Consider the following 11198-nt stretch of genomic DNA (forward strand, 5'->3'; position numbering starts at 1 on the left):
CTCGCCCGGCACGGCTCAGGCCGTCCCGGCGACCCGGGCCAGGACCGCCTCGGCCAGCGCGGCGGGCGCGGCGTCCGGGATCCAGTGGCTCACCCCGGGCAGCGGTACGAAGCGGTAGTCGCCTGTGACGTTGGCGGCGCACGCCTCGGCGGCGGTCCGCCCGATGGCGATGTCCCGGTCGCTCCAGACGTAGGTGGTGGGCACCGCGACCGGACCGACGGCGGCCAGGTCGGCGCGGGACATGGCCCGGTACCAGTTCAGGGCGGCGGTGAGCGCGCCCGGCTCCCGCATCGGGTCGGCGTAACGGTTCACCCGGGAGGCGTCGCCCACCCCGCCGAGCATCCTGCGCAGCGCCGTCGCGTGCCACGCCAGCAGCACCTTCTCGGCCTTGCCCGGCTTGCGGAACAGCGCGATGTACGACGAGCGGGCCTTCTGCTCGGTGTCGGTGCCCAGCGCGTGCGCCATGGCCGCCGGGTGCGGCACGGACACCGCCGTCAACGTACGGACCCGCTCGGGGTGCGCGGCGGCCACCGCCCAGGCCACGATCGCGCCCCAGTCGTGGCCGACCAGGTGGACGGCGTCCACACCGAGCGCGTCGAGCACCGCCACCACGTCGGCGACCAGTTCGGGAATCCGGTACTTGTCCACCGCCTCCGGCCGGGCGCCCGGCGAGTAGCCGCGCTGGTCCAGCGCGTACGTGCGCAGCCCGGCGGCGTGCAGTGCCGGCACCACCTCGTCCCACTCGCCGCTGTGCTGCGGGAAGCCGTGCAGCAGGAGGACGGGGACGCCGTCGGAGGGGCCGCCGGTGCGTACCTCGAACGTGAGACCTCGCGCGTCGACCTGCATGATCGTCAGCCTACCCAGCCGCCGCCGCGCCGGTCCGGATGCGCGGGCGACCGGATGCCCTGCTGGGCCGTTACCCCTGGTCGGTGCTAGCGTCAGCGAGACAACTTCACATCCGACAGGGGAGCGCACAGCGCTGAGAGTGCGGGCACGCCCGCAGACCCTCGAACCTGATCTGGGTAATGCCAGCGCAGGGAGTTCGGTCGACCTCCAGCCGCGCCGTGAGTCCGGTGCCACCGGACGCGCGGCGTGCGTCTTCTCCTGGTTCGTTCCACTGAACTGGGAGCACAGCATGGACAACACCACAAGCCGTTGGCGCACCATCGACATCGTGGTCGCCTCGGTGATCGCGGTCGCCTTCGGCGTCATCTTCTGGGCCTGGGGCCTGGTCTGGAGCGCCACCGAGGGCGCGTTCGCCTTCTTCCCGCCGGCGCAGACCCTGATCTACGGCGTCTGGCTGCTGCCGGCCGTGGTCGGCGGCCTGGTCATCCGCAAGCCTGGCGCCGCGCTCTACTGCGAGACGGTGGCCGCTGTCGTCTCCGCGCTGCTGGGCAGCCAGTGGGCCGGCACGGTGATCCCCCAGGGCATCGTGCAGGGCCTCGGGGCCGAACTGGCCTTCGCCGCCTTCCGGTACCGGTCGTTCCGGCTGCCGACAGCCGTGCTCGCCGGTGCGCTGACCGGTCTCAGCGCGGCGCTGTTCGACTTCTTCGTCTGGAACGTCGACTACGCGCTGGGCGACTACCGCATCCCGTACGCCCTGCTCACCATCGTCAGCTCCACGATCATCGCCGGTGTGGGCGGCTGGGCCCTCACCCGAGCCCTGGCCAACACCGGCGCCCTGGACCGCTTCCCCGCAGGCCGCAACCGAGCCCTGATCTAACCCCCACCCCCAACCCCAACCCCCAACCCCACCCCCGCACCCACCCCGGTGATCAAGAGGTTTGCGTCATCGGAGGGCGGAATTCTGACGCAAACCTCTTGATCACGCGGCTGTAGGCCGGAGGGCCGGAGGGGGTGGGTGGGTGGGGGGCGGGGTTTTGTTGCGGGGGTTCGGGTGGCGGCATGCCGGGAGGCGGGCCTGGGCTCTGCGCGGGGTGGATCTGCGGGTCGAGGCCGGGGAGCGGGTTTTGCTGCTCGGGCCTTCGGGGGCCGGCAAGAGCACCCTGCTCAGCGCGCTGGCCGGGCTGCTGCCCGAGGATTCCGGCGAGCAGGAGGGCACCGTCGAGATCGACGGGCTCGACCCCCGCAAGGCGCGGGAACGGGTCGGCATCGTCTTCCAGGACCCGCAGAGCCAACTGGTGATGGCGCGCAGCGGCGACGACGTCGCGTTCGGGATGGAGAACCGGGGCGTGCCGACCGACGAGATCTGGCGCCGGGTCGACGAGGCGCTGCGGCGGGTCGGTTTCCCGTACCCCCGCGACCGCAGCACGGCCGCGCTCTCAGGCGGCGAACAGCAGCGCCTCGCCCTGGCCGGCGCGCTGGCCCTGCGGCCCGGTCTGCTGCTTCTCGACGAGCCGACCGCCAACCTCGACCCGGACGGGGCCGCCCTGGTCCGGGGCGCGGTGGCCGGCGCGCTGGACGCCGACACCACTCTGATCCTTGTCGAACACCGGGTCGCCGAGGCACTGCCGCTTGTCGACCGGGTGGTAGTCCTGGAGCCCGGCGGCGGGGTCCGCGCGGACGGTACGCCCGACGCGGTCTTCGCCGCACACGGCGCCGCCCTCGCCGCGGAAGGCGTCTGGGTGCCGGGTCACCCCGTCGCGCCCCGCACGGCCACCGCCGCCCCCGGCGACGTGCTGCTCACCGCCGACCGGCTCGGCCTGCCGTCCCGGCTGGGCCCCACCGACCTGGCGGTACGCGCCGGAGAGGCCCTCGCCGTACGCGGACCCAACGGCGCCGGCAAGTCCACCCTGGCGCTGCTGCTCGGCGGCCTGCTCAAACCGGGCACCGGCCGCGTCACCGCCTCGGTCGAATTGGCGGGGGCGGACCATCGCGCTCCCCCACACCGCTGGCGAGCGCCCGCGCTGGCCCGGCGGATCGGATCGGTCTTCCAGGACCCGGAGCACCAGTTCGTCACCGGCACCGTCTTCGACGAGCTGGCGCTCGGGCCACGCCGGACGGGTCAACCCGAGGCCGCCGTGCGGGAGACCGCCACGGCGCTGCTGGATCGTCTGGGGCTGACCCGGCTCGCGGCGGCCAACCCGTACACCCTCTCGGGCGGGGAGGCGCGGCGGCTGAGCGTGGCGACGGCCCTGGCCACGGCGCCCCGCCTGCTGATCTGCGACGAACCGACATTCGGGCAGGACCGGCGGACCTGGCGGGAACTGGTCGACCTCTTCGCCGATTTGCGGGACGCCGGGCACGGCGTGGTCACTGTCACCCACGACCTGGACTTCGTCGCCGCGGTCGCCGACCGGACCGTGACCCTGGAGCGCGGGTGATCACCCTCGAGCCGGTGGCCGCGCCCGGCGCCCCGCTGGCCCGCCGCAACCCGGTGGCGAAGGTGGCAGCCGCGCTGGTCTTCTCGTTCACACTGCTGGCGACGCTCGACCCGGTGGCGCCGGCGATCGCCATCGCTGTCGAACTCGCCGTCCTGCCACTGTTCGGCGTCCGCTACCGGGTGCTGGGCCGCCGCGCCCTGCCCCTGCTGCTCAGCGCCACAGGCATCCTGGTCACCCTTGTGCTCTTCGCCGCCGACCAGTCCGGCCGGGTCCTGCTTGACGTCGGGCCGGTGCTGGTGAGCACCGGCGTGCTGCGCACCGCTCTCGGCCTGGTGCTGCGGATCTTCGCGGTGGCCCTGCCCGGCGTGATCGTCTTCGCCACCACCGACCCGACCGACCTGGCGGACGCGCTGATCCAGAACGCGAAGGCGCCGGCACGGTTCGCCATCGGCGCGCTTGCCGCGTTCCGGCTGGTGCCGCTGCTCGGCCAGGAGTGGCAGATGATCAGCATGGCCCGGCGTGCCCGCGGCGTCGACGCCGGACGCAACCCGGTGGCGAAGCTGCGGCTGTTCACGTCGACGGCGTTCGCGCTGCTGGTCGGGGCGATCCGCCGAGGCACCCGGCTGGCCGTCGCGATGGACGCACGCGGGTTCGACGGCGACACACCCCGTACCGTCGCCCGACGCCAGCGCTTCGGGCTCGCCGACGCGCTGCTGATCGCCGGGGCGGTCGCGCTGGCCGGAGCAGCCCTGACGACGAGCGTGCTCCTCGGCACCTTCCGCCCCCTGATCGGCTGATCCTCTCCCCACCTTCACTCCTCGACACGCGCGATGATCCTCGACACGCGCGATGACCCTCGACACGCGCGATGATCCACCCCACATCGCCGACGTGGGGGCATCCCGATGCCCGGATACCCCCACGTCGCCGACCTTGAGCGGATCAACCGCCCGGCCGCCCCGGCGGTGCGGGGGTTGGTCAGCTCCGTCGGAAGGCGTAGCGGCGGGGCTGGCCGGCCCGTTGGCTCTTGCCGCCCACCGAGCGGGCTCCACCGGCCTGCGGTGGTCCGGCCTTGGGTGCCGGAGGCCGCACGGCCGCCGAGGGGTCGACCACCGGGGGCACGGCTGGCGCCGCCGGCACCTCGACCACCCCAGGCACGTCGACCACCACCGGTACGTCGACGGCCGCTCGCACCTCGACGGCGGCCGGCACGTAGACCGATCCGGACGGCTCGACCGGCAACGCCGGCAGCGAGGGCTCAACCGCCAAGGCCGGCAGGGCCGCATTCACCGGCAGGGCCGCATTCACCGGCAGGGCCGCATTCACCGGCAGGGCCGCATTCACCGGCAGGGCCGCATTCACCGGCAGGGCCGCATTCACTGGTAGGTCCAGCCCGGGCGGCCGGGCCGTGGCTGGGCCGTGGCCGGCCGTCGGGTCGGTGCCCAGCGGGTTTGGAGCGGGGATACGGGTCTTCTTCGGATTGCGCCTGGCAGGCATCCGGGCCTCCTTCGGTGCCGACCGTCCCGACGGTCCCGCGCTCCGGCGGTCGGTCGGATCGGCTGGTGACCGTCGCAGCGCGACTGTCGATTGGGGAAGGGACTGCTCACCGGGGGCCGGGCCGGGTCAACACCGCCGAACGGTGGACGGAGACGCGCGACGCCCGGGAGCGCACGGACCGCGATCGCGGGGCGGCGGGCCGGCTCGGGAAGAGGGGCGTCAGTTGCGCATGCCCGAACCCTAACCACCGCCCGATGAGACGCGCACCCGATTTTCCTGGCACGATCGGCGCATGCTGATCGCGTTCTCGATCACCCCGCTCGGCGCCGGCGACTCCGTTGGTGACCTGGTTGCCGAGGCGGTACGGGTGGTCCGCGAGTCCGGGTTGCCCAACCGGACCGACGCCATGTTCACCACTGTCGAGGGTGAGTGGGACGAGGTGATGGCGGTGGTGAAGCGGGCGGTCGACGTGGTGGCCGCGCAGGCGCCCCGGGTGAGCGTCGTCCTGAAGGCAGACGTCCGGCCCGGGGTCACCGACGCGCTCACCGCGAAGGTGGCGCGTGTGGAGGATCGACTGGCCGGTCGGGATGGGGACGCGCCGGGCGGACGGGCCGCGACCAGGCAGTGACCCGCCGTGGGACGACGTGCCCACGATGCCGCGCGCCGCGATACGGTCGCAGCAGGAAGTTCGACGGCGAGAGGTGGCGGCACGAATGGCTGAGCAGGCGACGGCGCAGATCGGCGTGACCGGGCTGGCGGTGATGGGCCGGAACGTGGCCCGCAACCTGGCCCGCAACGGCTTTACCGTGGCCGTGCACAACCGGTCCCCGGAGCGCACCCGGAGCCTCGTCGCCGAGCACGGTGACGAGGGCGCCTTCGTGCCCGGTGAGTCGATGGCCGACTTCGTGGCGTCGCTGGAACGGCCGCGCGCGGTGATCGTGATGGTCAAGGCCGGTGCGCCCACCGACGCCGTGATCGACGAGCTGGTGCCGTTGCTCGACGAGGGCGACATCATCGTCGACTGCGGCAACGCCCACTTCGCCGACACCCGCCGTCGGGAGGAGGCGCTGCGCGCGCAGGGGCTGCACTTCAGCGGCACCGGCGTCTCCGGTGGTGAGGAGGGCGCGCTGCTCGGGCCGAGCATCATGCCCGGCGGTTCCGCCGAGTCGTACGCGAAGCTCGGGCCGATGTTCGAGAAGATCGCGGCTCACGTGGACGGCGTGCCGTGCTGCACCCACGTCGGGCCGGACGGCGCCGGGCACTTCGTCAAGATGGTGCACAACGGCATCGAGTACGCCGACATGCAGCTCATCGCCGAGGCGTACGACCTGCTCCGGGCCGGCCTGGGCGCGAAGCCGGCGGAGATCGCGGAGATCTTCCGCGACTGGAACGGCGGCGAGCTGGAGTCGTTCCTCATCGAGATCACCGCCGACGTGCTCGCGCACACCGACGCGGCGACCGGCCGCGCGTTCGTCGACGTCGTGCAGGACCGGGCCGAGCAGAAGGGCACCGGTCGGTGGACCGTGCAGAGCGCCCTGGACCTGGGCATTCCGATCACCGGGATCGCCGAGGCGACGTTCGCCCGCTCGCTGTCCGGGCACGTCGACCAGCGCGAGGCCGCCCGCCGGGCCTTCCCGGACGCGGGTGAGCAGTGGCAGGTCGCCGACCGGGACACGTTCGTGGAGGACGTCCGCCGGGCGCTGCTCGCTTCCAAGATCGTCGCGTACGCGCAGGGCTTCGACCACATCCGGGCCGGCAGCCAGGAGTTCAACTGGGACATCGACCTCGGTGGCACGGCGACCATCTGGCGGGGCGGCTGCATCATCCGCGCCCGCTTCCTGAACCGCATCCGCGAGGCGTACGACGAGCAGCCCGACCTGCCGACGCTGCTGGTAGCGCCGTACTTCGCCGAGGCTGTCGCTGCCGGTGTGCCGAGCTGGCGGCGGGTCGTGGCCGACGCGGCCCGGGCGGGTGTGCCGACGCCTGCGTTCTCGTCGTCGCTTGCGTACTTCGACGCGCTGCGCGCCGAGCGACTGCCCGCCGCGCTGATCCAGGGCCTGCGGGACAACTTCGGCGCGCACACCTACCAGCGTGTCGACCGCGAGGGCTCGTTCCACACCACCTGGGCCGGCGACCGCACCGAGTCCCCGGCGTAACGCGTCACTGCACGACGCGCGCCGCGCTCATGATCGTGCTCGATCCGGGATGTAGTGGCCTCACCGTCCGGGGAGGCCACTACATCCTTGTTCGTGTGGCGTCTTCGAGGGCGGGACGCGGTCAGGCGACGGTGGCGTGCATCTCCCAGACGAGGATCTCGGCCGGCTCGTCGGCGGTCACCCGCCGGCCGCCGGTCATGGTGAGCCGGGCGGCGTCGCCGGTGCCGAGCGGGCCGCTGTCCTCCAGGGTCACCGTGCCATTGGGCACGTACAGGTGCACGAAGGGCGCGTCCGGGATGGTGACCTCGTCGCCGGGGCCGAGTCGGGCGGCGTGCAGGGTCGCGTACCGGTTGCGGATCCGGATCGCGGACGCGCTGTCGTAGCGGTCCATGCCCGAGGCGATCGGCACCAGGCCGCCGCGCAGCAACTCGTCCTCGATCTCCAACTGCTCGTACCCGGGGTCGACGCCCTGCTCGTCGGGGAGCACCCACATCTGCACGAAGTGCACGGGGTCGCTGTGCGGTTCCTGGTTGTCGAGCCGCCAGGCGTCGTTCTTCTCCGAGTGCAGGATGCCGGTGCCGGCGCTCATCCGCTGCGCCAGGCCCGGGTAGATCACTCCGGAGTGGCCTGTGGAGTCCTGGTGCACGAGCGAGCCGCGCAGCACCCAGGTGACGATCTCCATGTCCTCGTGCGGATGGGTCTCGAAGCCGGCGCCCGGCCGGACCACGTCGTCGTTGTTGACAAGCAGCAGCCCATGGTGGGTGTTGGACGGGTCGTAGTGCCGGGAGAACGAGAAGGAGTGCTTGGAGTCCAACCAGGAGATGCGGGTGGCGAACCGGTCGTCGGCGCGACGCACGTCCACCGACGGCGCGGGCGCGGTCACCAGGCACGCTGCCCGGTGTCGGGGGTCGACGGCGCCCAGGTCAGGGCCGGCTCTCCGGTGGCCAGCTCGGCGATCTCACCGGTACGCAGCTGCGGCGTGTGACCGAACTCCGCACAGTGCTGCTCGGCGATCTCGGCGCAGATCTCGGCAACCTGTTCGCAGATCGGGTCACCCAGATCGGCCGCGTTCAACGCCATGATCATCTTGAATCGGATATCCCGCATATATCCATCCCAACCGCCATCATCCCGCCATCTCCGGACCCTACCCGCCCCCATCCCCCACCACCTGCGAACGGTCGCACATCCCACGTCGACCGCCCGAGCGACGCCGCCACGTCCACCAGGCCGCCCGAGCGACGCCGCCACCTCCGACACCGGCGGCCGGAGCGATGGGCGTGGGCACGAAAAGGCGCCGCCCGCGTTCGTGCGGGCGGCGCCGGAGAGTCGGGATCTACCAGAACCGGCGGCGCTTGGCCTTCTGCGGGCGGATCAGATCCGCGCCCCTGGTCAGCAGCCGGGTCGCCCCGGAGGGACCACGCCGGGCCTCCAGGGTGTGGCTGAGCCGGCGGGCGCCGGCCGCGGCCAGCGGCACCGCGACGGCCATCACCGCCCACTGGGCAATGCGCTTCTGGATCATGTGGGTTCACCTCCGTCAGTGGCTGTCTGACGTCCTGATACCCAACGTGACGTGTGGGTAAGCCTCACTCAGACCGTCGGGGCCACCGGGTTGGGCAGCGCGCCGCCGAAGCGCCGGTCCCGCTGGGCGTACAGCTCACACGCGTACCACAGGTGGCGGCGGTCGAAGTCCGGCCAGAGCGTGTCCAGGAAGACCAGTTCGGCGTACGCGGTCTGCCAGAGCAGGAAATTGGAGATCCGCTCCTCGCCGGACGGCCGCAGGAACAGGTCCACCTCCGGGATCTCCGGGTGGTAGAGGTACTTGGCGACGGTCTTCTCGGTCACCTTCGACGGATCCAGTCGACCGGCCGCCACGTCCCGGGCTATCGCCGCGGCGGCGTCGCCGATCTCGGCCTGCCCGCCGTAGTTCACGCAGAACTGCAGGGTAAGCGTCGAGTTGCCCCGGGACATCTCCTCGGCGGTCTGCAACTCGGAGATGACGCTCTTCCACAACCGCCCCGGCCGCCCGGACCAGACCACCCGGACGCCGAGGTCGACCAGCTGGTCGCGGCGTCGACGGATCACGTCCCGGTTGAACCCCATCAGGAACCGGACCTCGTCGGGTGAGCGCCGCCAGTTCTCGGTGGAGAACGCGTACGCCGACAGGTAGGGGATGCCCATCTCGATGGCGCCCTCGATGGTGTCGAAGAGGCTGTGCTCCCCCGCCTCGTGACCCTTGGTGCGGGGCAACCCGCGGTCCTTGGCCCACCGGCCGTTGCCGTCCATCACGACTGCCACATGCTTCGGCACCGCCTCGCTGGGCAGCGCCGGCGGCCGGGCACCGGACGGGTGCGGCGTCGGTGGCGTCGGCTCGCGCCGGCCGGACCTCATCGATCGGATCACTCGGCTCTCTCCCTGCTCGTGCCGTCCGCCCCGGCCTCGGCGTCACCGCGCGGCCGGAGCATCGCAGCCCCACCGCCGCCCGGCGGCGGGACCGTGCCGGCGACCGAGGGCCCCCGGTCGACCAGCGGCAGCGAGCGTAGCGCGCGTTCCAGGTGCCACTGGAGGTGCGCCGCGACCAGCCCACTGCACTCCCGGCGTACACCGGTCTCGGTGGCGTCGGCGACCACCCAGTCGCCGGTGGTCAGCGCGGACATCAGGTCGATTGTCGCCGGCGCGGGGTGGGCCGCGCCGGGCGGCCGGCAGTCCGGGCAGACCGCGCCCCCGGCGGGCACGGAGAACGCGCGGTGCCGCCCGGGGGTGCCGCAGACCGCGCAGGCGATGAGCGCCGGCGCCCAGCCCGCGAGAGCCATCCCGCGCAGCAGGTACGCGTCGAGCACAAGCGTCGTCGCGTGCTCGCCCCGGGACAGCGCCTTCAGCGCCCCCACGGTGAGCTGGAACAGCCGCAGCGACGGCTCCCGCTCGACGGGCGTCAGCCGCTCGGCGGTCTCGGCGATCGCGCTGGCCGCCGTGTAGCGGGGATAGTCCCCGAGGAACCGCTTGCCGTACAGCTCGATGCCCTCGACCTGGCTGACGGTGTGCAGCGCACTGCCGAGGTTGCCCTTGGGGTCACCGGCGAGCTGGAGGTCGACGTGACCGAACGGCTCCAGCCGGGCGCCGAACTTGCTCATGGTGCGCCGGACCCCCCGGGCGACCGCCCGCAGTCGGCCGTGCCGACGGGTGAGCAGCGTGATGATCCGGTCGGACTCGCCGAGCTTCTGCACGCGCAGCACCACCGCGTCGTCGCGGTAGAGCTGTCGGCGGTACCCGGCCATCGGACCATTCTCCCTCGGGGTGTGAAATCAGGGTCGGTTCGGGGTGGACGCACGGACGAACCCCGATGCGCCAGGCTCGTCACCGGCCGTAGCGTGCTCGCCATGGCACTGCACCAGACCACCGCCGCCCGTCGTCGCCGCGCCGCCGCGCCCGTCGCGTTGGGGCTGACCACCGCCCTCATCCTGCTCGCCGCGTGCGACAACCTGTCCTTCCGCCGGCTCGACTACGACAACACCGAGGCCGTGAAGATCACCACCGTCCGGGTGGAGGGAGGCTCCGGAGACGTGATCGTCCGGGGCACCGGCACCGCCGGCGAGGCACGGATCAAGCGGGTCGTGCGCTACCAGGGCGGCGAACCCAAGGCCCGGTACGAGATCAAGGACAGCGAGCTGGTGCTGAACACCGACTGCGGCGACAGGTGCAGCGTCTCCTACGAGGTGACAGTCGGAGAGGGCGTGACCGTGCAGGGCGAGAGCGGCTCAGGTGACGTCGAGCTGACCAAGATCGGCGCGGTGAAGCTGCGGCTGGGCTCCGGCGACGTACGGATCAGCGACGTCACCGGGGCGATCGACGTGGAGACCGGCTCCGGCAACATCGAGCTGAGCGAGGCCCGTTCGGGCGTACGACTGCGCGCCGGCTCCGGCGACATCACCGCTCGCCGGGTGGGCGGCACGACTGACGCCGAGGCCGGCTCCGGCAACGTCACAGTCGAGCTGGAGACCGCCGCCTCGGCGCGTCTGCACGCCTCCAGCGGGGACGTCTCGCTCGTGGTGCCGGCCGGCAGCTACCGGGTCCGCTCCAGCACCGGCTCCGGCGACGCCCGGATCACAGTCGCCGACGACCCGGCCGCGTCCCTGGTGCTCGACGGCTCGGCCGGCAGCGGCGACGTGTCGATCAGCCAGCGTTGACGTCGATCAGCCGGCGTTGATCTCGCCGGTCGCCGCCGCAGCGGACACCCGCTGCGGCGGTACGGCCACTCGTCCCA

The 11198-nt window shown here is 72.6% G+C and carries 13 protein-coding genes and 1 riboswitch; of the genes, 6 read left to right on the forward strand and 7 right to left on the reverse strand.

The window, feature by feature from the left end; all coding sequences use genetic code 11:
* Positions 1-15: 15 nt before the first annotated feature.
* The gene (locus tag OOJ91_RS14335) at positions 16-846 is read right to left on the reverse strand and encodes an alpha/beta fold hydrolase (RefSeq protein WP_266245102.1); all 831 of its coding nucleotides are present in this window, start codon (positions 844-846) and stop codon (positions 16-18) included.
* Between the two features lie 107 nt (positions 847-953).
* Positions 954-1058, forward strand: a riboswitch (TPP riboswitch).
* A 77-nt stretch (positions 1059-1135) separates the two neighbouring features.
* Here OOJ91_RS14335 and OOJ91_RS14340 point away from each other — a divergent pair.
* The 3 genes from OOJ91_RS14340 to OOJ91_RS14350 all read left to right on the forward strand — a co-directional run bounded on the left by OOJ91_RS14340 (position 1136) and on the right by OOJ91_RS14350 (position 4081).
* Positions 1136-1723, forward strand: coding sequence for an ECF transporter S component (locus OOJ91_RS14340; RefSeq protein WP_266245103.1), 588 nt, complete (start codon positions 1136-1138; stop codon positions 1721-1723).
* 142 nt (positions 1724-1865) lie between these two features.
* Positions 1866-3284, forward strand: coding sequence for an ABC transporter ATP-binding protein (locus tag OOJ91_RS14345; RefSeq protein ID WP_439117038.1), 1419 nt, complete (start codon positions 1866-1868; stop codon positions 3282-3284).
* Positions 3281-4081 (forward strand): energy-coupling factor transporter transmembrane component T family protein, encoded by an 801-nt coding sequence (locus OOJ91_RS14350; RefSeq protein ID WP_266245104.1) that lies wholly within the window; start codon positions 3281-3283, stop codon positions 4079-4081. Before OOJ91_RS14345 ends, OOJ91_RS14350 begins: the two co-directional genes overlap by 4 nt.
* A 181-nt stretch (positions 4082-4262) precedes the next feature.
* Here the strand turns inward: OOJ91_RS14350 and OOJ91_RS14355 are convergent, their stop codons facing one another.
* Entirely contained in the window at positions 4263-4781 is a 519-nt protein-coding gene (locus OOJ91_RS14355) for a hypothetical protein (protein WP_266245105.1), read from the reverse strand.
* 292 nt (positions 4782-5073) lie between these two features.
* Between OOJ91_RS14355 and OOJ91_RS14360 the strand changes: the two genes are divergently transcribed.
* Both OOJ91_RS14360 and gndA read left to right on the forward strand, forming a co-directional pair.
* On the forward strand, positions 5074-5409 hold the full coding sequence (locus OOJ91_RS14360) for an MTH1187 family thiamine-binding protein (protein WP_266245107.1): 336 nt from the start codon (positions 5074-5076) through the stop codon (positions 5407-5409).
* Between the two features lie 85 nt (positions 5410-5494).
* Positions 5495-6937, forward strand: a complete 1443-nt coding sequence (gene gndA / locus OOJ91_RS14365) for an NADP-dependent phosphogluconate dehydrogenase (protein ID WP_266245109.1) — start codon at positions 5495-5497, stop codon at positions 6935-6937.
* A gap of 121 nt (positions 6938-7058) precedes the next feature.
* Here the strand turns inward: gndA and OOJ91_RS14370 are convergent, their stop codons facing one another.
* The 5 genes from OOJ91_RS14370 to recO form a co-directional block, all read right to left on the reverse strand.
* Entirely contained in the window at positions 7059-7820 is a 762-nt protein-coding gene (locus OOJ91_RS14370) for a pirin family protein (protein ID WP_266245110.1), read from the reverse strand.
* Positions 7817-8044: a thioredoxin reductase gene (locus OOJ91_RS14375; protein ID WP_266245111.1), complete on the reverse strand. Its 228-nt coding sequence runs from the start codon at positions 8042-8044 to the stop codon at positions 7817-7819. Before OOJ91_RS14375 ends, OOJ91_RS14370 begins: the two co-directional genes overlap by 4 nt.
* 229 nt (positions 8045-8273) lie before the next feature.
* Positions 8274-8459 (reverse strand): hypothetical protein, encoded by a 186-nt coding sequence (locus tag OOJ91_RS14380; RefSeq protein ID WP_007463934.1) that lies wholly within the window; start codon positions 8457-8459, stop codon positions 8274-8276.
* A 68-nt stretch (positions 8460-8527) separates the two neighbouring features.
* Positions 8528-9328 (reverse strand): isoprenyl transferase, encoded by an 801-nt coding sequence (locus OOJ91_RS14385; protein ID WP_266245396.1) that lies wholly within the window; start codon positions 9326-9328, stop codon positions 8528-8530.
* Positions 9329-9336: 8 nt separating this feature from the next.
* The gene (gene recO, locus OOJ91_RS14390; RefSeq protein ID WP_266245112.1) at positions 9337-10212 is read right to left on the reverse strand and encodes a DNA repair protein RecO; all 876 of its coding nucleotides are present in this window, start codon (positions 10210-10212) and stop codon (positions 9337-9339) included.
* Positions 10213-10314: 102 nt separating this feature from the next.
* Here recO and OOJ91_RS14395 point away from each other — a divergent pair, with 102 nt between their 5' ends.
* Positions 10315-11121 (forward strand): DUF4097 family beta strand repeat-containing protein, encoded by an 807-nt coding sequence (locus OOJ91_RS14395; RefSeq protein WP_266245113.1) that lies wholly within the window; start codon positions 10315-10317, stop codon positions 11119-11121.
* The last annotated feature ends 77 nt before the right edge of the window (positions 11122-11198 follow it).

The organism is Micromonospora lupini (assembly GCF_026342015.1).
In the GTDB taxonomy this organism is placed as follows: Bacteria; Actinomycetota; Actinomycetes; order Mycobacteriales; family Micromonosporaceae; genus Micromonospora; species Micromonospora lupini_B.

Coding starts and splice junctions, on each gene's coding strand:
- OOJ91_RS14375 (WP_266245111.1), bottom strand. CDS start 8,044: ATGCGGGATATCCGATTCAAGATGATCATGGCGTTGAACGCGGCCGAT.
- OOJ91_RS14385 (WP_266245396.1), bottom strand. CDS start 9,328: ATGAGGTCCGGCCGGCGCGAGCCGACGCCACCGACGCCGCACCCGTCC.
- OOJ91_RS14335 (WP_266245102.1), bottom strand. CDS start 846: ATGCAGGTCGACGCGCGAGGTCTCACGTTCGAGGTACGCACCGGCGGC.
- OOJ91_RS14360 (WP_266245107.1), top strand. CDS start 5,074: ATGCTGATCGCGTTCTCGATCACCCCGCTCGGCGCCGGCGACTCCGTT.
- OOJ91_RS14380 (WP_007463934.1), bottom strand. CDS start 8,459: ATGATCCAGAAGCGCATTGCCCAGTGGGCGGTGATGGCCGTCGCGGTG.
- OOJ91_RS14355 (WP_266245105.1), bottom strand. CDS start 4,781: ATGCCTGCCAGGCGCAATCCGAAGAAGACCCGTATCCCCGCTCCAAAC.
- gndA (WP_266245109.1), top strand. CDS start 5,495: ATGGCTGAGCAGGCGACGGCGCAGATCGGCGTGACCGGGCTGGCGGTG.
- OOJ91_RS14395 (WP_266245113.1), top strand. CDS start 10,315: ATGGCACTGCACCAGACCACCGCCGCCCGTCGTCGCCGCGCCGCCGCG.
- OOJ91_RS14340 (WP_266245103.1), top strand. CDS start 1,136: ATGGACAACACCACAAGCCGTTGGCGCACCATCGACATCGTGGTCGCC.
- recO (WP_266245112.1), bottom strand. CDS start 10,212: ATGGCCGGGTACCGCCGACAGCTCTACCGCGACGACGCGGTGGTGCTG.